General features: G+C 74.8%; 16 protein-coding genes and 1 tRNA gene. 15 read left to right on the top strand and 2 right to left on the bottom strand.

Features of this window, described 5'->3' with window-relative positions; all coding sequences use genetic code 11:
- Positions 1-316 precede the first annotated feature (316 nt).
- From IG94_RS0116420 to IG94_RS0116390, 7 genes are all read left to right on the top strand, one after another.
- A tRNA-Leu gene (locus tag IG94_RS0116420) sits at positions 317-403 on the top strand.
- A 513-nt stretch (positions 404-916) separates the two neighbouring features.
- A complete protein-coding gene (locus IG94_RS0116415) occupies positions 917-2,347 on the top strand; it encodes a DUF2252 domain-containing protein (protein ID WP_308043524.1) in 1,431 nt (476 codons plus the stop codon).
- Positions 2,344-3,177, top strand: a complete 834-nt coding sequence (locus IG94_RS0116410; RefSeq protein ID WP_031036445.1) for a hypothetical protein — start codon at positions 2,344-2,346, stop codon at positions 3,175-3,177. The genes IG94_RS0116415 and IG94_RS0116410 overlap by 4 nt, the downstream gene beginning before the upstream one ends.
- A gap of 77 nt (positions 3,178-3,254) precedes the next feature.
- The gene (locus IG94_RS0116405; protein ID WP_031036443.1) at positions 3,255-3,584 is read left to right on the top strand and encodes a rhodanese-like domain-containing protein; all 330 of its coding nucleotides are present in this window, start codon (positions 3,255-3,257) and stop codon (positions 3,582-3,584) included.
- A gap of 221 nt (positions 3,585-3,805) precedes the next feature.
- Complete coding sequence (locus tag IG94_RS0116400; protein ID WP_078892322.1) at positions 3,806-4,723, top strand: DUF5819 family protein; 918 nt, start codon at positions 3,806-3,808, stop codon at positions 4,721-4,723.
- Positions 4,720-6,078 (top strand): HTTM domain-containing protein, encoded by a 1,359-nt coding sequence (locus IG94_RS0116395; protein ID WP_031036439.1) that lies wholly within the window; start codon positions 4,720-4,722, stop codon positions 6,076-6,078. The genes IG94_RS0116400 and IG94_RS0116395 overlap by 4 nt, the downstream gene beginning before the upstream one ends.
- Positions 6,075-6,863: a TrmH family RNA methyltransferase gene (locus IG94_RS0116390; RefSeq protein ID WP_031036436.1), complete on the top strand. Its 789-nt coding sequence runs from the start codon at positions 6,075-6,077 to the stop codon at positions 6,861-6,863. The genes IG94_RS0116395 and IG94_RS0116390 overlap by 4 nt, the downstream gene beginning before the upstream one ends.
- 22 nt (positions 6,864-6,885) lie before the next feature.
- Here the strand turns inward: IG94_RS0116390 and paaN are convergent, their stop codons facing one another.
- Positions 6,886-8,577: a phenylacetic acid degradation protein PaaN gene (paaN, locus tag IG94_RS0116385; RefSeq protein ID WP_031036435.1), complete on the bottom strand. Its 1,692-nt coding sequence runs from the start codon at positions 8,575-8,577 to the stop codon at positions 6,886-6,888.
- Positions 8,578-8,803: 226 nt separating this feature from the next.
- Between paaN and IG94_RS0116380 the strand changes: the two genes are divergently transcribed.
- Together IG94_RS0116380 and IG94_RS0116375 are read left to right on the top strand one after the other, a co-directional pair.
- A complete protein-coding gene (locus IG94_RS0116380) occupies positions 8,804-10,351 on the top strand; it encodes a 3-hydroxyacyl-CoA dehydrogenase (RefSeq protein WP_031036432.1) in 1,548 nt (515 codons plus the stop codon).
- Positions 10,348-10,968 (top strand): TetR/AcrR family transcriptional regulator, encoded by a 621-nt coding sequence (locus tag IG94_RS0116375; RefSeq protein WP_031036429.1) that lies wholly within the window; start codon positions 10,348-10,350, stop codon positions 10,966-10,968. The genes IG94_RS0116380 and IG94_RS0116375 overlap by 4 nt, the downstream gene beginning before the upstream one ends.
- A gap of 102 nt (positions 10,969-11,070) precedes the next feature.
- Here IG94_RS0116375 and IG94_RS0116370 read toward each other — a convergent pair whose 3' ends face one another.
- Complete coding sequence (locus IG94_RS0116370) at positions 11,071-11,574, bottom strand: Lrp/AsnC family transcriptional regulator (protein ID WP_031036427.1); 504 nt, start codon at positions 11,572-11,574, stop codon at positions 11,071-11,073.
- A 192-nt stretch (positions 11,575-11,766) separates the two neighbouring features.
- On the opposite strand from IG94_RS0116370, the gene pdhA reads away from it, so the two are divergent.
- The 6 genes from pdhA to IG94_RS0116340 all read left to right on the top strand — a co-directional run bounded on the left by pdhA (position 11,767) and on the right by IG94_RS0116340 (position 19,175).
- Positions 11,767-13,008, top strand: coding sequence for a pyruvate dehydrogenase (acetyl-transferring) E1 component subunit alpha (gene pdhA, locus IG94_RS0116365; RefSeq protein WP_169752366.1), 1,242 nt, complete (start codon positions 11,767-11,769; stop codon positions 13,006-13,008).
- Positions 13,005-14,009, top strand: a complete 1,005-nt coding sequence (locus tag IG94_RS0116360; protein ID WP_031036422.1) for an alpha-ketoacid dehydrogenase subunit beta — start codon at positions 13,005-13,007, stop codon at positions 14,007-14,009. The genes pdhA and IG94_RS0116360 overlap by 4 nt, the downstream gene beginning before the upstream one ends.
- Positions 14,009-15,535 carry a dihydrolipoamide acetyltransferase family protein gene (locus IG94_RS0116355; RefSeq protein WP_031036420.1) on the top strand — a complete coding sequence of 509 codons (1,527 nt, stop codon included), beginning with the start codon at positions 14,009-14,011 and terminating at the stop codon, positions 15,533-15,535. Before IG94_RS0116360 ends, IG94_RS0116355 begins: the two co-directional genes overlap by 1 nt.
- A 69-nt stretch (positions 15,536-15,604) precedes the next feature.
- Entirely contained in the window at positions 15,605-16,648 is a 1,044-nt protein-coding gene (locus IG94_RS0116350; protein ID WP_078892321.1) for an NTP transferase domain-containing protein, read from the top strand.
- Positions 16,648-18,081 (top strand): molybdopterin molybdotransferase MoeA, encoded by a 1,434-nt coding sequence (locus IG94_RS0116345; protein ID WP_031036416.1) that lies wholly within the window; start codon positions 16,648-16,650, stop codon positions 18,079-18,081. The genes IG94_RS0116350 and IG94_RS0116345 overlap by 1 nt, the downstream gene beginning before the upstream one ends.
- Positions 18,078-19,175: a potassium channel family protein gene (locus tag IG94_RS0116340; RefSeq protein ID WP_031036413.1), complete on the top strand. Its 1,098-nt coding sequence runs from the start codon at positions 18,078-18,080 to the stop codon at positions 19,173-19,175. The genes IG94_RS0116345 and IG94_RS0116340 overlap by 4 nt, the downstream gene beginning before the upstream one ends.
- Positions 19,176-19,189 lie beyond the last annotated feature (14 nt).

Here is a 19,189-nt window from a genome sequence, read left to right as displayed (position 1 = left end):
CCGTTGGAGCTGTCCTTCGAACTCCGGGGAGCGTCGGGACGGTCCCCCACGGGTACTCATGCCCAGGATCGTAGAGGCGGCCGCGGACCAGTGTCCCGCACCTGGCCGCGGACCCCTACCGGCTCCTGGTGAGACGGGCCGGACCGGTACGAGGTTGATACGTGAACGGGCAGGGACCGCGACGAGTGCCCGGAGGCGGACGGGTGCCCTGCTCCCGGGCGCAATAAGGCGTGTGAACGCACCCCTTCCAGCGTGCTAATGTTCTGGTGTCGGAAGGCGCCGCGCCGCAAGGCAAGGCCCGGAAGACACACCCAATGCGCGGGTGGCGGAATAGGCAGACGCGCTGGATTCAGGTTCCAGTGCCCGAAAGGGCGTGGGGGTTCAACTCCCCCCTCGCGCACCAGCCGAAAGGCCCCCAGGTCCCAGACCTGGGGGCCTTTCGCATGTCCGGACGCCTGCCGGGACGCGGGGTCGGCCCAGGCGGCGGGGCGGTGCGCGGGTGGTGCGCTGTGAGGAAGGTCTCAGGGGGGCGGGGGCGGACGGGGCGCCGGTGTGCCAGTGCGGCGGAGTGCGGGGTGCGGCGGAGTGCGGTGTACGGGGGTGTGGCCGGGGGTACGGTCGTGGCGCGTCGGCGCCGGGCCCGGGGGACGGGCGGCCGGTGCGGCGCGGGCGGGCCCGCGCGGCGTACGGCGTGCAGGGCGCACGGCGTGTGCGGCAGGCGGCCGGCCCGGGCGGGTACGGGCGACCAGGAACGAAGGCGGGGAGGGCGGCCGGGATGACCGGGGCGACGGCGGGGGCAGGCAGGCGGACGGCGGCCGGGGAGGTGCCGGGGGCGCGTACGGGAGCCGAGGGCGCGGAGGGCTCGGAACGTGCGCGCGGGGGCGGCGCCGGCGTGCGGAGCGCGGACGCGGGGAGCGTGGCAGAGGGTGTGCGGGTGCCGGTCGTGCCGGGGTTCGCGCGGTGGCCGGCGGACGGTTCGCCGAAGGCCGAGGGCAAGGCCCTGCGCACGCGCGTGCCGCGGTCCGCGCACGCCGCACTCGACCTGGACGCCGCCCGGCCGGACGCGGTGAGCGCGGTCGAGGAGTCCAACCGCGGCCGAATACCCGGCCTCACTCCGATCCGGGCCGGGCGGATGGCGGCGACGCCCTTCGCGTTCCTGCGCGGGTCGGCGGGCCTGATGGCGTACGACCTGGCGCGCACGCCGGTGACCGGGATCGGCGCCCAGATCTGCGGCGACGCGCACGCCGCGAACTTCGGTCTCTACGGCGACGCCCGCGGTGGCCTGGTCATCGACCTGAACGACTTCGACGAGACGGTGCACGGCCCCTGGGAGTGGGACCTCAAGCGGCTCGCCGCCTCGCTCGTCCTCGCGGGCCGGGAGGCCGGCGCCGACGAGGACACCTGCCGCGAGGCCGCCCACGACGCGGCGGGTGCCTACCGGCGCACCATGCGGCTGCTGGCCAGACTCTCCGCGCAGGACGCCTGGAACGCCATCGCGGACGAGGAACTCGTCTCCCACACCGACGCCCACGACCTGCTCGGCACCCTGGAGCGGGTCTCCGAGAAGGCGCGGGCCAACACCAGCGGGCGCTTCGCCGCCAAGTCGACCGAGCCCGCGGAGGACGGCGGGCGGCGCTTCGTGGACGCTCCGCCGGTGCTGCGCCGGGCCACCGACGCGGAGGCGGCGGCGGTCTCCGGCGCCCTGGCTGAGTACCTGGGCACCCTCTCCGAGGACCGGCTGCCGCTGCTGGCCCGGTACGCGGTGCACGACGTCGCCTTCCGGGTCGTCGGCACCGGCAGCGTGGGCACGCGGTCGTACGTCGTGCTGCTCCTGGACCACCGGGGCGAGCCGCTCGTCCTCCAGGTCAAGGAGGCCCGGCCCTCCGCGCTGCTGCCGCACCTGGCGGCCGCCGGTTTCGAGGCCCCCTCAGCCGCGCACGAGGGCCGCCGGGTGGTCATGGGGCAGAAGCGGATGCAGGTCGTCAGCGACATCCTGCTGGGCTGGACGACGGTCGACGGGCGGCCCTTCCAGGTGCGGCAATTCCGCAACCGCAAGGGCAGCGTGGACCCGGCGGCGCTCGCCGCCGACCAGCTGGACGACTACGGCCGCATGACCGGCGCGCTGCTGGCCCGCGCCCACGCGCACAGCGCGGACCCGCGGGCCGTCGCGGGGTACTGCGGCAAGAACGGCGAACTGGACGAGGCGGTCGCCGCCTTCGCCGTCGCCTACGCCGACCGCACGGAGGCGGACCACGCCCGGTTGGTGGCCGCGGTGCGGTCGGGCCGGGTGGCGGCCGAGCCGGGGGTGTGGGAGAGACGCCGGACAGGCCCTAGGCTGGACGGGTGACGACCCCGGAAGCTGAGCAGGGCGACGACGGCACCGGCGCCGAGGGTGCCGCGCCGCGTCCCGAGGAACGGCTGGAGCAGGCCGTACGGGCTGCCGAGCAGGCACTCATCGAGTACGAGATCGCGCTGGAGACCTTCCGCGTGGAGGTCGAGAACTTCTCGCGGCTGCACGAACAGCGCCTCGGCCCGGTGTACGCCCGGCTGGAGGAGCTGGAGGCGCAGCTCCTGGAGGCCAGGGCGGCCCGCACCGGCGAGGCCGAGGACCGGCGCCGGGCCGACGAGGCGCGGGCCGCGCTGACGCCGATCCCGGGGGTCGAGGAGCTGCTGCACGGCTGGATGGACGGGGACGGGCTGTTCCCGGAGGCCACGGCGATGCTGACGGACCAGCCGGTACGGCCCCCGCAGCGGGTCCGGCCGAGCGAGGAGGCCCGCAAGCTCTACCGCGAGCTGGCCCGCAAGGCCCACCCCGACCTGGCCCAGGAGGAGGCCGAGCGGGTGCGGCGCGAGGAGTTCATCACCCGCGTCAACGCCGCCTACGCCCGCGGCGACGCGGAGGAGCTGCGCGAGCTGGCCGAGGAGTGGGCGGCGGGTCCGGTGCCCGAGCGCCGCCCGAGCCGGGGCGAGGAGCTGTACGCCCGCCTCGAATGGCTCGACCGGCGCAAGGAGATGCTCACGCTGCTCGCCAAGGAGCTGGAGGGGAGCGCGATCGGCGCCATGCTCCGGCTGGCGCCCGACGACCCCGACCGCCTGCTGGAGGAGATCGCCGAGCAGCTGGCGACGCAGGTGCGCGAGCGCGAGGCGGAGCTGGCTGCGGTGCGCGGGCAGGACTGAGCGGGCAGGACTGAGCGGGCAGCGCTGGGCGGGACGGCGGCTCGGGTAGCGTCTGCGGCATGACTTTCGGAGCTGGTGTGCCCACGGTCGGGGTCGAGGACCTCAAGGACGGCGACTTCCTGCTGGACGTCCGCGAGGACGACGAGTGGCAGGCGGGCCATGCCGCCGGGGCGCTGCACATTCCCCTCAGCGAGTTCGTCGCCCGGTACGGTGAGCTGGCCGAGGCGGCGCCGCAGGACGGCCGGGTGCACGTGCTCTGCCGCGTCGGGGGCCGCTCGGCGCAGGCCACCATGTACCTGGTCCAGCAGGGCGTCGACGCCGTGAACGTCGACGGCGGCATGCAGGAGTGGGCCGCGGCCGGTCGTGCGGTGGTGGACGACAAGGGCGAACCGGGGCACGTTCTCTAGCCTTTCCCGACGCGTTTCCCGGTGGCCCGCGCGCGGTCCGTCCGCTCGGCCCGCGCCGGATGTGGCGACGGCCACGGTGCGAGCGGCACACCGGGGGCTGTGCGGGCGGCCGGTCCTGAGTACCGTTCCCGTTCGAACGCCGCCGGGCAGTCGCACCGGTGGCGCGTGTGCGTCCCGCGGCGGGGCGGGCGGATGGACGGATCGGGACCGAACGGGGCGGAATGGACGCGTACGACAAGGGCTCGGACGCCCGGCAGGGGCTGGGACGGGACGGGCGGGAGGGTCCGCCCGGGCCGGACGACGCAGCGGAACAAACCGGTGGGTCGGACGGGACCGAGGAGGCGTCCGCACCAGGCGAGACGGGGGAGACAGGCAAGACGGGCGAGACGGTGGAGGTGCCTGAGGCACGCGAGGTGCCTGTGGCACCCTCCGGACCCCGTACCGGATTTGCCGCGCTCTCCCCCCGCTACCAGGTCGGCGCCGTGGCCGCTCTCGTGGCCGTCGCGGTCGCCGTCTGCGCCCACATAGGCCTGGTGTTCCTGCACGTGGCTCCGTCCAACACGCTCACCAAGGAGCACGGCTCCGCCGTGGACGAGTGGGTCTTCCCCGAGTTCGAGCAGAACTGGAAGCTCTTCGCGCCCAACCCGCTCCAGCAGAACGTCGCCGTCCAGGTCCGCGCCGAGGTCGGCACGGCGGACGGCGGGATACGCACCACCGGCTGGTACGACCTGTCCGCCGAGGACGGCCGCGCCATCGACGGCAATCCGCTGCCGAGTCACACCGTGCAGAACGAACTCCGCCGGGCCTGGGACTTCTTCGTCTCCAGCCACGACTCCGAGGACCGCCCGGTGGGCCTGCGCGGATCCCTCTCCGAGACCTACCTCCGGCGGATCGCGCTCCTGCGCCTGGACCGGAACGGGGCCGCCGGACCGGGCGGCGTCGTGGAGCGGGTCCAGTACCGTTCCCGGACCACCAACGTGGAGCCGCCCCCGTGGAGCGGGGAGAAGGTCTCCGACCGGCCGACCTACCGCGAGCTGCCCTGGTGGTCCGTCACCCCGGAACGGAACGACGGGAACCGGGACGACGGGAACCGGAAGGACGGGGCCCGCAAGGACGCCGGCGAAGGGGGTGCCGCGTGAACGGCATCGCCCTCTCGGTCTCCCGCGGCATCGCCCGCGCCACCGGCGCAGCGCTCGGCCCGTACCAGACCGCCGTGATCCGCATCGGCTTCGCCGCGACCTGGCTGCTCTTCCTGCTGCGCGAACTGCCCCACCGGGACGAGCTGTACGGACCGGGCGGGCCCTGGAGCCACGACCTGGCCGAGCAGATGGTCGGGGACAACGGGGCGTTCACGGCGCTGCTGTGGTCGGACGGACGGGCCTGGTTCGAGATCGTCTACGCGCTGGCCGTGCTGAGCAGCCTGCTGCTCCTGCTGGGCTGGCGCACCCGGACCGTGTCCGTGCTGTTCATGGTCGGCGTGCTCTCGCTGCAGAACCGCAGCGTCTTCATGGGGGACGGCGGCGACAACGTCCTGCACCTGATGAGCATCTACCTGGTCCTCACCCGCTGCGGCCAGGTGTGGTCGCTGGACGCGCGCCGGGCGCGGCGGGCGGATGCGGCACGCGCGCGCGGGGAGCGGGTCGTGGACCGGGTCGGTCCCGTCCTGTGGTGCGTCTTCGGCTTCCTGCTGCTCACCGTGACGCTGGCGGGCGGCATGGACGGCGACTGGTTGGTCCCGGTGCTGCTGTGGGCGGTGTGGGCGGCGCTCGGCCTCTGGTGGGCCGTGGGGCGCTTGGCGGAGGGGAGCCAGCCGCGGATCCTGCTGGACGTCGTCACCAACATCGTGCACAACGGCGCGCTGGTCGTGATCATGGCCGAGGCCTGTCTGATCTACGCCACCGCCGGCTGGTACAAGATCCAGGGCTCGCGCTGGCAGGACGGCACGGCCGTCTACTACCCGCTGCACCTGGACTACTTCTCGCCCTGGCCCGCGCTCTCCGACGCCCTGGCCGCCAGCGGCACGATGGTCATGCTCATCACCTACGGCACGGTCGCCGTGCAGGTGGCCTTCCCGTTCACGCTGTTCAACCGGCGGGTCAAGAACGTGCTGCTCGCGGTGATGATGATCGAGCACGCGGTGATCGCCGTGACGCTCGGGCTGCCGTTCTTCTCGCTGGCCATGATCGCCGCCGACGTGGTCTTCCTGCCGACGTCGTTCCTGCGCCGCGCGGGCGGCTGGGTGGCACGCGGGCGTGCGCGGCTGCCGGGCCGGCTGTCGGCGGGGGCACCGGGCAGCGGGCGCGACGGTGGCGACCGTGGCGGGGGTACGGCGGCGGTGCCGGGGCCGCGGACGGAGCCCGGGGCCGGGCCGGGGGACGGCAAAGACTCCGGCGAGGACTCGGGCAGGGACGGCGAGGACGCGGGCAAGCGCGGCGGGGACGCGGGCGAGCGGGGCGAGGGCTCCGAGGAGACGCACGTAGGCTTCCGGGCATGACCGAGTCCGGCCCGCAGTCCGTGCCGTCTGTGCCGCCCGTGCTGTCCGTCTGGCGCCGGCACGCGGACGCGTGCGTACTGCTCGACGGCTTCCACGCGCTCAAGCACGCGCTGCGGTTCGGTGCCGAGGTCCCGGTGGCCGTCGCCGGTGACCGCGCGGGCGCCCTGGCCCTCGCCGACGAGCTGGCCCCCGACGTGCGGGAGAGGCTGGACGGCCTGCTGGCCGAGGTGGCACACGAGGCGTACGCGGGGCTCGTCGCGCGGCCGCACCCCACCGCGGTGGCCGCCCTGGCGGTACGGCCCCCGCGTGCGGCCAACCTGGCGGCGCTGGCGCGCACGCCCCGGCGCACGCCCGTGGTGGTCCTCGACCAGCCGCGCAACCTCGGCAACGCGGGGGCGGTGATCCGGCTGGCGGCGGGCTTCGGCGCGACCGGCGTGGTCACCACCGGGACGCTCGACCCCTGGCACCCCACGGTGGTGCGCGGCGGGGCGGGGCTGCACTTCGCGACCGCCGTCGAGCGGCTGGAGGTGGCGGAGCTGCCGCCGGGGCCGGTGTTCGCGCTGGACCCGGAGGGCGAGGACATCCGGGGGCTGAAGCTGCCGGACGACGCGCTGCTCGCGTTCGGCTCCGAGCGCAGTGGACTCTCGCGGGAGCTGCGCGCACGTGCCGACCACCTGGTGGCGCTCCCGATGCGCCCTCAGGTGTCCAGCTACAACCTCGCGACCAGCGTCGCCATGACGCTGTACCACTGGAGCGCCACCGGGGCCGTACCGCCCGTGTCCTGACGACAGGCCCCGGCGCCCCGGCTCAGGCCGGTCGGCGGACCTCCACCACGTGGAAGCGGCCGGCGACGAACGCGCCGTCGCACAGGGCCGCGTTGGCCGCCGGGTTGCCGCCCGAGCCGTGGAAGTCGGAGAAGGCGGCCGTCTGGTTGACGTACACCCCGCCGGTCAGGTTGAGGGAGAGCTGGGCGGCCTCGTCCAGGCAGACCTCCTGGACGGCCTCCTCGACCTCCGCGTCGGTCGTGTACGCGCCCACCGTCATCGCGCCCTTCTCGCGGACGCTGTGCCGCAGCAGCTCCAGGGCGTGGGCGGCGGAGTCGACGGCCACGGCGAAGGAGACGGGGCCGAAGCACTCACTGGTGTACGCGGCCTCGTCCCCCGGCTTGGCGGCGTCCAGCTTGACGATCACCGGCGTGCGCACGACCGCGTCCGGGAAGTCCGGGTTGGTCACCTCGCGCGAGGCGAGGGCGACCTCGCCGAGTCCGGCGGCGGCCTCCAGGCGGGCCTTGACGTCCGGGTTGACGATCGCGCCGAGCAGGCCGTTCGCGCGGGCGTCGTCGCCGAGGAGGGCGTCCACGGCGCGGGCGAGGCCGGCGCTCACCTCGTCGTAGGTCTTGTGGCCCTGGTCGGTGCGGATGCCGTCGCGGGGGATCAGCAGGTTCTGCGGGGTGGTGCACATCTGGCCGCTGTAGAGGGAGAGCGAGAACGCCAGGTTGGCGAGCATGCCCTGGTAGTCGTCGGTCGACTCCACGAGCACCGTGTTGACGCCGGCCTTCTCCGTGTACACCTGGGCCTGGCGGGCGTTGGCCTCCAGCCAGTCGCCGAAGGCGGTGGAGCCGGTGTAGTCGACGATCCGGATCTCGGGGCGGGTCGCCAGCGTCTTGGCGATGCCCTCGCCGGGGCGCTCGGCGGCCAGCGCCACCAGGTTCGGGTCGAAGCCGGCCTCGGCGAGGACGTCGCGGGCGACCCGGACGGTGAGCGCGAGCGGCAGCACCGCGCGGGGGTGCGGTTTGACCAGGACCGCGTTGCCGGTGGCGAGGGAGGCGAAGAGTCCCGGGTAGCCGTTCCACGTCGGGAAGGTGTTGCAGCCGACGACCAGGCCGATGCCGCGCGGGACGGGGGTGAACCGCTTGGTGAGCGCGAGCGGGTCGCGCTTGCCCTGCGGCTTGGTCCACTCCGCCGTCCCGGGCGTGCGGGACTGCTCCGCGTACGCGTGGGCCACGGCCTCCATGCCGCGGTCCTGGGCGTGCGGGCCGCCCGCCTGGAAGGCCATCATGAAGGCCTGCCCGGAGGTGTGCATGACGGCCTGGGCGAACTCCATGGTCCGGGCGGCGATCCGCCCGAGGATCTCCAGGCAGACCAGCGCGCGCAGCTCCGGGCCCGCGTCGCGCCACGCCTTCTGTCCGGCCCTCATGGCGGGCAGCAGCACGTCGAGGTCCGGGTGCGGGTACTCCACGCCCAGCTCGACGCCGTACGGGGAGACCTCGCCGCCGACCCAGCCGTCGGTGCCGGGCTGGCCGAGGTCGAGGCGGGTGCCGAGCAGGGCGTCGAAGGCGGCCTTGCCCGCGGCCGTGCCGAGGCTGCCGTTCTCCCCGTAGGCCTTGGGGTGCTCGGGGTGGGGGGACCAGTACGCGCGCGTGCGGATCGTCTCCAGCGCCAGGTCCAGGGTCGGCCGGTGCTGGGCGATCAGCTGCTGTGCGGTGAGTTCGGCGGCCATGCGGGACCAACTCCTCGTCTCCCACGGACCGGTGGAACGTGCCGATCTCGCCGAAGCGCGAGAACGCCGGACTGCCGCGGGCGCTCCGTCGGCTCTCCGTCGAGTCCGTGGACCTGGGGGAAACCTGGGCAGGAACAGGTGGACACGGCTAGAGTAACCGAACGATCGGTCGGGACAAGGGGGACCGCCGCATCTGTGGAAAACCCCGTGCGGGAGGATCGCGCACATGACAGCACTCGACCTCAGCAGCCCCGTGGCCGTCGTCGGCACCGGCACCATGGGCCAGGGCATCGCCCAGGTGGCGCTGGTCGCGGGCCATCCCGTGCGGCTGTACGACACCGTCCCCGGGCGGGCCCGGGAAGCGGCCGACGCGATCGGCGCCCGGCTCGACCGGCTCGTCGAGAAGGAACGCCTCACCGGCGCCGGACGGGACGCGGCCCGCGCCCGGCTCACGCCCGCCGAGAGCCTCGACGGCCTCGCCGGCTGCGCGCTCGTCGTCGAGGCGGTCGTGGAGCGGCTGGACGCCAAGCAGGAGCTGTTCCGCGCCCTGGAGGACGTCGTCGGCGACGACTGCCTGCTCGCCACCAACACCTCCTCCCTGTCCGTCACCGCGATCGGCGGCGCGCTGCGCCGTCCGGGCCGCTGCGTCGGCCTGCACTTCTTCAACCCCGCACCGCTGCTCCCGCTGGTGGAGGTCGTCTCCGGGTTCGCCACCGACCCCGCGTCGGCCGCGCGTGCGCACGACACGGCCCGCGCCTGGGGCAAGACGCCGGTCGGCTGCGCCGACACCCCCGGGTTCGTCGTCAACCGCGTCGCCCGGCCCTTCTACGCCGAGGCGCTCGCCGTCCACGAGGACCGGGGCGCCGACCCGGCCACCATCGACGCCGTGCTGCGCGAGTCGGGCGGCTTCAGGATGGGCGCGTTCGAGCTGACCGACCTCATCGGGCAGGACGTCAACGAGTCCGTCACGCACTCCGTGTGGCAGGCGTTCTTCCAGGACGTGCGCTTCACCCCGTCGCTCGCCCAGCGCCGGCTGGTCGAATCCGGCCGGCTCGGCCGCAAGAGCGGACGGGGCTGGTACGACTACCGGGAGGGCGCCGAGCGCCCCGGGCCGCACACCGCGGAGCCCGCGGACGCGCCCGCGTACGTCGTCGCCCGGGGTGACCTGGGCCCGGCCGGCGAACTGCTCGCGCTGATCCGCGAGGCGGGCATCGAGGTCCGCGCGGAGGACGTTCGCGCGGATGGCGTCCGCACGGAGGACGCGGACCGCGGCACCCGGCTGGTCCTGCCCGGCGGCGGCCGGCTCGCGCTCGCCGACGGCCGCGCCCCGGCGGCGTCCCGGGACACCGTCCACTTCGACCTGGCGCTCGACTACCGCGCGGCGACGCGTGTCGCCCTGTCCGCCCCGCCGTCCGCCGCGCCGCGCACGGTCGCCGAGGCCACCGGCCTCTTCCAGGCGCTCGGCAAGAAGGTCAGCGTCATCGGCGACGTTCCCGGCATGATCGTCGCCCGTACGGTGGCGCGGCTCGTCGACCTGGCGGTCGAGGCGGTCGCCAAGGGGGTGGCCACCGCCGAGGACGTCGACACCGCGATGCGCCTGGGTGTCAACTACCCCGTGGGCCCCCTGGAGTGGAGCCGCCGGCTCGGCGCGGACTGGGTCCGCGGGGTCCTCGGCAACCTGCACGAGTGCGCCCCTTCGGGCCGGTACGCGCCCTCCCCGGCGCTCACCCGGCACGCGTACGCCGCCGACGAGCAGGAGGGCACCTCCTCATGAGCACCGCCAAGCGCGACACGTACACGCCCGAGACGCTGCTGTCCGTCGCCGTGCAGGTCTTCATCGAGCGCGGCTACGACGGCACCTCCATGGAGCACCTGTCCAGGGCGGCGGGGATCTCCAAGTCCTCGATATACCACCACGTCGCCGGCAAGGAGGAGCTGCTGCGCCGGGCCGTGAGCCGGGCGCTGGACGGGCTCTTCGGGATCCTCGACGAGGAGCACGCGCGCGTGGGCTCCGCGGCCGCGCGGCTGGAGTACGTCGTGCGGCGCATGGTCGAGGTGCTCATGGCCGAACTGCCCTACGTGACGCTGCTGCTGCGGGTGCGCGGCAACACCGGCACCGAGCGCTGGGCGCTGGAGCGGCGGCGCGAGTTCGACCACCGGGTCGCCGCCCTGCTCAAGGACGCGGCGGCCGAGGGGGACGTGCGCGCCGACGTGGAGGTGCGGCTCGCGACCCGCCTGGTCTTCGGCATGATCAACTCGATCGTCGAGTGGTACCGCCCCGACGCTCCCGACGGACGGGACGGCCGTGACGGCCGGGACGGCACGGGGGAGCGCGAGGTGGTCGACGCGGTGGCGCGGCTGGTCTTCGGCGGGCTGCGCAAGGCGTCCTGAGAGCCGTCGCCGTCGCCGTCGGTGCCTCGCTGCCGTCGGTGCCCCGCCGCCGAGCCCCGGCCTGCATGCCCTGCGGGGCGGCGTCGCGGTCGGCGGCGGCGGTCAGTTCTGCGGTTCGAGGTCCTCGGTCTCGAAGACCAGCAGGGTGCGGGTGCTGAGCACCTCCGGGATGGCCTGGAGGCGGCTGAGCACCAGCTCGCGCAGGGCCCGGTTGTCGGGGGTGTGGACCAGCAGCAGGACGTCGAAGTCGCCACCCACCAGGGCGATGTGCGAGGCGCCGGGCAGTCGGCGCAGCTCTGCGCGGACCGTGCGCCAGGTGTTCTGCACGATCTTCAGGGTGATGTAGGCCGAGGTGCCGTGACCCGCGCGTTCGTGGTCGACGCGGGCGCCGAAGCCGCGGATGACGCCGTCCTCGACGAGCCGGTTGATGCGGGCGTAGGCGTTCGCGCGCGAGACGTGCACCCGCTCGGCGACCGACCGTATCGAGGCGCGGCCGTCCGCCTGGAGCATGCGCAGGATGTCCTGGTCGATGGCGTCCAGTGGGCGCGGGGGCGGCGGGGGCGCGGCCTCCTCGGCGCCGCCGCCCTCCTCCGGGTGCTCGGCCATTTGTTCAGCTGCCACGTGCCCCCGCCTTCCCGCCATGGACGTTGTGCGTCCATCTCAGGCTGTGGAGAACCGTTTGTCCACAGCCTGGGGCCGCGTGTAGCCAAAATGTGCCGACGACCGAACAATCGGTAGGTGAGGCCCGTCACACCCGTGGCGAGCCCACAGCCGCTCCCACGAGGAGGAGGTGCCGTCATGACGGTCATGGAGCAGCGGGGCGCGTACCGGCCCACACCGCCGCCCGCCTGGCAGGCCCGTACCGAGCCCGCGCCGCTGCTGCCCGACGCGGAGCCGTACCGCGTCCTCGGCACGAAGGCCGCCGAGCGCGTCGACCCCGCGCTGCTGCGCACGCTCTACGCCCGCCTGGTCCACGGCCGGCGCTACAACACGCAGGCCACGGCGCTGACCAAGCAGGGCCGACTGGCCGTCTACCCGTCCAGCACCGGCCAGGAGGCCTGCGAGGTCGCCGCCGCGCTGGCGCTGGAGGAGCGCGACTGGCTCTTCCCCAGCTACCGCGACACCCTCGCCGTCGTCACCCGCGGTGTCGACCCGGTCGAGGCCCTCACCCTGCTGCGCGGCGACTGGCACACCGGCTACGACCCCCGCGCGCACCGGGTCGCCCCGCTGTCCACCCCGCTCGCCACCCAGCTGCCGCACGCCGTGGGTCTCGCCCACGCCGCCCGCCTCAAGGGCGACGACGTGGTCGCGCTGGCCATGGTCGGCGACGGCGGCACCAGTGAGGGCGACTTCCACGAGGCGCTGAACTTCGCCGCCGTCTGGCGGGCGCCGGTCGTCTTCCTGGTGCAGAACAACGGCTTCGCGATCTCCGTCCCGCTCGCCAAGCAGACCGCCGCCCCGTCGCTGGCCCACAAGGCCGTCGGCTACGGGATGCCCGGCCGCCTGGTGGACGGCAACGACGCCGCCGCCGTGCACGAGGTCCTGACCGACGCCGTGCGGCACGCGCGCGAGGGTGGTGGTCCCACGCTGGTGGAGGCGGTGACGTACCGCGTCGAGGCGCACACCAACGCCGACGACGCCACGCGGTACCGCGGCGACGACGAGGTGGCGGCCTGGCGCCGGCACGACCCGGTCGACCTGCTGGAGCGGGAGCTGACCGGACGCGGGCTGCTCGACGAGGAGGGTGTCCGCGCCGCCCGGGAGGACGCCGAGACCATGGCCGCCGGCCTGCGCGCCCGGATGAACGAGGATCCGGAGCTCGACCCGATGGACCTGTTCGCCCACGTCTACGCCGAGCCGACCCCGCAGCTGCGCGAGCAGCGCGAACTGCTGCGCGCCGAGCTGGCGGCCGAGGCCGAGGCCGAGGCGGAGACGGAGACCGAGTCGGAAGCGGAGACGGAAGCCACCACGGACGCGGCGACGCACGCGGGGACGGCGACCGGATCCGTGTCCGGGGCGCCCGAAGGAGGGCCCCGATGACGACTGCCGCGGTCAGGCCGGCCACCATGGCGCAGGCCCTCACGCGCGCGCTGCGCGACGCCATGGCCGCCGACCCGGGCGTCCACGTGCTGGGCGAGGACGTGGGCACCCTCGGCGGCGTCTTCCGGGTCACCGACGGGCTCGCCAAGGAGTTCGGCGAGGACCGCTGCACGGACACCCCGCTCGCCGAGGCCGGCATCCTCGGCGCGGCCGTCGGCATGGCGATGTACGGGCTGCGCCCGGTCGTGGAGATGCAGTTCGACGCCTTCGCCTACCCGGCGTTCGAGCAGGTCGTCAGCCACGTCACCAAGATGCGCAACCGCACGCGCGGCGCGCTGCCCCTGCCGCTGACCATCCGCATTCCCTACGGCGGCGGCATCGGCGGCGTCGAGCACCACAGCGACTCGTCCGAGGCGTACTACATGGCGACTCCGGGGCTCCACGTCGTCACGCCCGCCACCGTCGCCGACGCCTACGGGCTGCTGCGCGAGTCCATCGCCTCCGACGACCCGGTGGTCTTCCTCGAACCCAAGCGTCTGTACTGGTCGAAGGAGGCCTGGAACCCCGAGGAACCGGCAGCCGTTGAACCGACAGGCCGCGCGGTGGTGCGGCGTTCCGGCCGGAGCGCCACACTCATCACGTACGGGCCGTCGCTGGCCGTCTGCATGGAGGCGGCCGAGGCGGCCCGGGCCGAGGGCTGGGACCTCGAAGTCGTCGACCTGCGCTCCCTGGTGCCGTTCGACGACGAGACGGTGTGCGCTTCGGTGCGGCGGACGGGACGCGCGGTCGTCGTCCACGAGTCGGGCTCCTTCGGGGGCCCGGGCGGGGAGATCGCGGCCCGGGTCACGGAGCGGTGCTTCCACCACCTGGAGGCGCCGGTGCTGCGTGTGGCCGGGTTCGACGTCCCGTACCCGCCGCCGATGCTGGAGCGTCACCACCTGCCCGGTGTGGACCGGATCCTGGACGCCGTGGGGCGCCTGCAGTGGGAGGCCGAAAGCTGATGGCACACGCTTCTGAGGGACGCGGTCAGGAGTTCCGGCTCCCCGACCTCGGTGAGGGGCTCACCGAGGCGGAGATCGTGCGCTGGCTCGTCGAGGTCGGCGACGTGGTCGCCGTCGACCAGCCGGTCGTCGAGGTCGAGACGGCCAAGGCGATGGTCGAGGTGCCCTGTCCCTACGGCGGCGTGGTCACCGCCCGCTTCGGCGAGGAGGGCACGGAGCTGCCCGTCGGGGCGCCGCTGGTGACCGTGGCGGTGGGCACGGGGGAGGACGGGGCCGCACCGGCCGCGGGGACGGAGGCCGCGGCGAGCGCGGGTGGCGAGAGCAGGGTCGCGGAGAGCGCGGGCGCGGCGAGTACCGGCGGGGAGAGCAGGGCCGCGGAGCCGGTCGCGGCGAGGGCCGAGGCCGCCGGTTCCGGCAATGTCCTCGTCGGATACGGCACCTCCGAGGCGCCCGCACGGCGGCGCAGGGTGCGTCCCGACCGTCGGGCGGCCACCGGTGCGGCCGTGCGGACGAACGGCCGGGTGCGCGTCGCGGGGCCGGTGGACGGTCCGGTGGAAGGATCGGCGGACGGTCCGGTGGAAGGCTTGGTGGACGGTCCGGTTCCGGTGATCTCCCCGCTGGTGCGCAGGCTGGCCCGGCAGAACGACCTGGACCTGCGCGAGCTGACCGGTTCGGGACCGGACGGGCTGATCCTGCGGGCGGACGTGGAGTACGCGCTGCGGGCCTCCGCCGCGCAGGGCGGCCGTGCGGCGGACCACGAGGCGCGGACGGGCCGCGCACCGGTCACCGCGCCCACCGCCCCGGCCTCCGCCACCACACCCGGCGCCCCGCGTTCCGGCACCGTCCGCACGCCGCTCAAGGGGGTCCGCGGCGCCGTCGCCGACAAGCTCTCCCGCAGCCGGCGCGAGATCCCGGACGCGACCTGCTGGGTGGACGCCGACGCGACCGGACTGATGCGGGCGCGCACCGCGATGAACGCCTCCGGCGGGCCGAAGATCTCTCTGGTCGCCCTGCTGGCCCGGATCTGCACCGCGGCCCTGGCCCGCTTCCCGGAGCTGAACGCCACGGTCGACACGGAGGCCCGGGAGATCGTCCGGTTCGACGACGTCCACCTCGGCTTCGCCGCGCAGACGGACCGCGGTCTGGTCGTGCCGGTCGTGCGGGACGCGCACGCCCGGGACGCCGAGGGGCTCACCGCGGAGTTCGCCCGGCTCACCGAGGCGGCCCACGAGGGCCGGCTGACGCCCGGTGAACTGACGGGCGGCACGTTCACGCTGAACAACTACGGCGTGTTCGGCGTCGACGGCTCCACGCCGATCATCAACCACCCGGAGGCGGCCATGCTCGGCGTCGGCCGCATCGTCGCCAAGCCCTGGGTGCACGAGGGCGAACTGGCCGTGCGCCAGGTCGTCCAGCTGTCCCTCACCTTCGACCACCGGGTGTGCGACGGCGGCACGGCGGGAGGTTTCCTGCGGTACGTGGCGGACTGCGTGGAACAGCCGGCGGTGCTGCTGCGCACCCTCTGACGGCGCCCGTTCCGACCGCGTGTCCTCCCCCGCGTTCCCTGTGATCCAGCAGGGCCCCATACTCGGGGGGTGACCGCGTACGAGTCCTCCGGCGACCCCGGCGCCGGCGCCCGCCCCGCGCCGGGTGCCGAACCCGGCGGGTACGACGCCGTCGTGCTCGCGGGCGGGGCCGCCCGGCGGCTGGGCGGTGCCGACAAACCCGGACTGAGGGTGGGCGGCCGCGCGCTCCTCGACCGGGTGCTCACCGCCTGCGCCGGAGCACGCGCCACCGTCGTCGTCGCCGAGCCCCGGCCCACCGTGCGCCCGGTGACCTGGGCGCGCGAGGACCCGCCCGGCGGCGGACCGCTCGCCGCCCTCGCCGCCGGGCTGCGGCACACCACCTCCGAGCACGTCGTGGTGGTCTCCGCCGACCTGCCGTTCCTCGGCGGACCCGTCGTCGTGCGGCTGCTGTCGGCCCTCGCGGACGGTGACGTCGACGGCGTGCTGCTGACCGACGCCGACGGCCGGGACCAGCCTCTCGTCGCCGCGTACCGCGCCTCCGCGCTGCGTCGCGAACTGGCGGCGCTCGCCCGGGACCACGGCGGTCCGGCGGGGCTGCCCCTGCGCCGGCTGACCGGCGCCCTCCGTCTCACCCGCGTCCCCGACGCCGTCGCCTCGTTCGACTGCGACACCTGGGACGACATCGCCACCGCAAGGGCACGCATCAGGGAGCATGGTCACGTGTTGGACGAATGGATTTCCGCAGCCAAGGACGAGCTGGGCATCGATCTCGACGTGGACACCGGCGTCCTGCTCGACCTCGCGCGCGACGCCGCCCACTCGGTGGCCCGGCCCGCGGCCCCGCTGACCACCTTCCTGGTCGGCTACGCCGTCGGGCGGGCCCAGGGCGGTCCCGAAGCGGTGGCCGAGGCCGCCCGCAAGGCCGCGGACCTCGCCCTGCGCTGGGCCGAGGAGGCCGCCGAGACCCGGCCCGACGCCGCGAAGCCCGACGCCGCCGGGCCCGCCGACGCCGAGCCCACTGCCACCAAGCCCGCCGACGCCGGGCCCGACGCCGCCGAGAGCCGGCCCGGCCCGGCTCCCGACGCCGCTCCCGACCCCCGCCCGGACGCCTGATGACCTCCCGCGGCGCGCGGGCCGGCGCGGAGACCGACGGTTTCGACGTCGAGGAGGCGCTCGCCCTCGTGCAGGAGAACTCCGGCCCGGCGCACCGAGGCCACGGCGGACCGGGCTCGCACGCGCCGCAGCACCACGACACCTCTCGGCACGAGGACACCCACAGGCACCAGGGCTCCCCCGGGCACGACGCCGCGCGGCACGGCCGGGCGGAGGAACGCCACCGCGCGACTCCCTGGCCCGAGGCCCGAGCGACCGCCGAGCGGGCCGCCCGCGCCGCCGCTCGCGCCGCCCGCCGCGCACCGGTCTCCGCGCCGCTCGACCACGCCCTCGGCCTCACCCTGGCCGCACCGCTGGCCGCCCTCACCGACCTGCCGTCCTTCGACACCTCCGCGATGGACGGCTGGGCCGTCGCCGGACCGGGCCCCTGGACGGTGCGCGACGAGGGAGTCCTGGCCGGGCACGCGCAGCCCGCACGCCTGACCGACGGCGAGGCCGCCGGTGTCGCCACGGGCGCCCGCGTCCCCCCGGACACCACCGCCGTCCTGCGCACCGAGCACGGCCGCACCGACGACCGGGGCCGCCTGCACCCCACTCGCGGGGTCGTCCACGGCCAGGACATCCGCCCCCGCGGCCAGGAGTGCCGCACCGGTGACCAGTTGCTGGCCGTCGGCACCCTCACGACCCCGGCGGTACTGGGCCTCGCCGCGGCCGCCGGGTACGACACCCTCACGGTGGTCCCCCGCCCGCGCGTCGACGTCCTCGTCCTCGGCGACGAACTGCTCACCGCGGGCCTGCCCCACGACGGCCTCATCCGGGACGCGCTCGGCCCGATGCTGCCGCCGTGGCTGCGGGCCCTGGGCGCCGAGGTCCGCGCCGTCCGCCGGATCGGCGACGACGCCGAGGCGCTGCACCGCGCCGTCACGACCTCCGACGCCGACCTCGTCGTCACGACTGGCGGCACCGCCGCGGGACCCGTCGACCACGTCCACCCGATCCTGCGCCGGGCCGGCGCCGAACTCCTCGTGGACGGCGTCCAGGTACGCCCCGGCCACCCCATGCTGCTGGCCCGTCTGAAGGACGACCAGCACCTGGTCGGTCTGCCCGGCAATCCCCTGGCCGCCGTCTCCGGACTGCTCACCCTCGCCGAGCCGCTGCTGCGCACCCTCGCCGCCCGTCCGGCGCCCGAGCCGTACCCGGTGCCCCTGCGGGACGCGGTGCACGGACACCCGTACGACACCCGTCTCGTCCCCGTCGTGCTGCGCGGCGACGCGGCCGTGCCGCTGCACTACAACGGCCCGGCCATGCTGCGCGGCATCGCCGCCGCCGACGCGCTGGCCGTCGTACCCCCCGGTGGCGCGCGGTCGGGGGAGGAGGCCGAGCTGCTCGATCTGCCCTGGGCCGCCGGCGGAATCGGAGTGTGTTTCACGTGAAACTTCCGGGCCAGGACGCGATCGCCCGCCAGGCGGACGAGCACCTCGTGACCCACCGGGTGAAACTCCCCAGGAAACTGGTGGAGCACCCGATCCGCCAGGTGGCCAAACGGCTCTCCCTGGCCCTGGTGGTGCTGGTGGCGACCGCCTTCATCGTCTATGCCGACTCCGACGGTTACAGCGACAACTCCGACGGCTCCGTCGACCTTCTCGACGCCTTCTACTACGCCACCGTCACCCTCTCCACCACCGGATACGGCGACATCACCCCGGTCGGTGACGCCGCCCGGCTGACCAACATCTTCCTCATCACGCCCCTGCGCGTGCTGTTCCTGATCATCCTGGTCGGCACCACGCTGGAAGCCCTCACCGAGCGCACTCGGGAGGAGTGGCGCCTGAACCGCTGGAGGTCCGCCTTGCGCGATCACACCGTCGTCGTCGGCTTCGGCACCAAGGGACGGTCGGCGATCCAGACCGTCTGCGCGACCGGGCTGCGCAAGGAGCAGGTGGTCGTGGTCGACCCCAGCGGCAAGGCCATCGAGGCCGCGACCGCCCACGGGTACGCGGGCGTGATAGGCGACGCGACGCGCAGCGACGTACTCAACCGCGCGGAGGTGTTCCGGGCGAAGCAGGTCATCATCGCCACCCAGCGCGACGACACGGCCGTCCTGGTGACCCTGACGGCCCGGCAGCTCAACCGCGGCGCGAAGATCGTGGTCGCGGTCCGCGAGGAGGAGAACGCGCCGCTGCTGAAGCAGTCCGGCGCCGACGCCGTGATCACCAGCGCCAGCGCCGCCGGCCGGCTGCTCGGGCTCTCGGTGCTCAGCCCCGCCGCCGGCATGGTCATGGAGGACCTCATCAGCCAGGGCAGCGGACTCGACCTCGTCGAGCGGCCGGTCATAAAGGCCGAGGTGGGCAGGAAGCCCCGGGAGACGAGCGACCTGGTGGTGAGCGTGCTGCGCGGGCACCGGGTGCTGGGGTACGACGACCCGGCCGTGGGTGAACTGGAGCTGACCGACCGCCTGATCACGATCGTGCGGGCGACGCCGGCCACCCACGTGGCACCCGACGCCCGCCCGCTCCCCCGCGACTGACGCCCGTCCGCTCC

It is taken from the genome of Streptomyces olivaceus (genome assembly GCF_000721235.1).
GTDB classification, from domain to species: domain Bacteria; phylum Actinomycetota; class Actinomycetes; order Streptomycetales; family Streptomycetaceae; genus Streptomyces; species Streptomyces olivaceus.
The sequence above is the reverse complement of the archived record's forward strand: the minus strand, read 5'-3'. Positions and strand labels throughout refer to the sequence as shown.

Bases quoted from the DNA above. Each gene is read 5' to 3' on its own strand.
- IG94_RS0116400 (WP_078892322.1), top strand. From the start codon at position 3,806: ATGGACGCGTACGACAAGGGCTCGGACGCCCGGCAGGGGCTGGGACGG.
- IG94_RS0116390 (WP_031036436.1), top strand. From the start codon at position 6,075: ATGACCGAGTCCGGCCCGCAGTCCGTGCCGTCTGTGCCGCCCGTGCTG.
- paaN (WP_031036435.1), bottom strand. From the start codon at position 8,577: ATGGCCGCCGAACTCACCGCACAGCAGCTGATCGCCCAGCACCGGCCG.
- IG94_RS0116380 (WP_031036432.1), top strand. From the start codon at position 8,804: ATGACAGCACTCGACCTCAGCAGCCCCGTGGCCGTCGTCGGCACCGGC.
- IG94_RS0116375 (WP_031036429.1), top strand. From the start codon at position 10,348: ATGAGCACCGCCAAGCGCGACACGTACACGCCCGAGACGCTGCTGTCC.
- IG94_RS0116370 (WP_031036427.1), bottom strand. From the start codon at position 11,574: ATGGCCGAGCACCCGGAGGAGGGCGGCGGCGCCGAGGAGGCCGCGCCC.
- pdhA (WP_169752366.1), top strand. From the start codon at position 11,767: ATGACGGTCATGGAGCAGCGGGGCGCGTACCGGCCCACACCGCCGCCC.
- IG94_RS0116360 (WP_031036422.1), top strand. From the start codon at position 13,005: ATGACGACTGCCGCGGTCAGGCCGGCCACCATGGCGCAGGCCCTCACG.
- IG94_RS0116355 (WP_031036420.1), top strand. From the start codon at position 14,009: ATGGCACACGCTTCTGAGGGACGCGGTCAGGAGTTCCGGCTCCCCGAC.
- IG94_RS0116345 (WP_031036416.1), top strand. From the start codon at position 16,648: ATGACCTCCCGCGGCGCGCGGGCCGGCGCGGAGACCGACGGTTTCGAC.